Here is a 384-nt window from a genome sequence, read left to right on the forward strand (position 1 = left end):
ACGTTGCAGCAAGGAGAATGGCTTTCATCGCAGTGACCTGAAACGAGCTATCAGGTTCAGCCTAGATCATTTGCGTGGCGTGCGAATGTGCCGGTAACACGCCGTTACCGTGTCTCCACGGTTGATTTCAGGACATGCGCAATTGATCACATGGCGGATTCCCTGCCCCTGGCGCCACAGTCCAGCGACTCCATCGCGAGATCCCTGCGCAGCCGGTCATGCAACCAGCGCGTCTGGAAACGCCTGCGTGAGTCTTCCCCTTCCGGCAGCAGGGCAATCACCGCTTCGCTCAGTTCCGGGTGCCACTGCTCCTGCGCGTTGTCCAGGTCCTGCTGCTCGAAAACCACCGAGGGCAGGCGTTTCCAGGGCAGCATCATTACCTTC

Annotated in this window: 1 protein-coding gene; it reads right to left on the minus strand. The window is 59.4% G+C overall.

Annotated features, from left to right (window positions below; all coding sequences use genetic code 11):
* Nucleotides 1-146: 146 nt before the first annotated feature.
* Nucleotides 147-384: hypothetical protein (locus tag D7X55_RS42600; RefSeq protein ID WP_233610497.1), on the minus strand; the 238-nt coding region annotated here is incomplete at its 5' end.

Origin of the sequence: Corallococcus sp. AB049A (genome assembly GCF_003668885.1) — a bacterium.
In the GTDB taxonomy this organism is placed as follows: Bacteria; Myxococcota; Myxococcia; order Myxococcales; family Myxococcaceae; genus Corallococcus; species Corallococcus interemptor.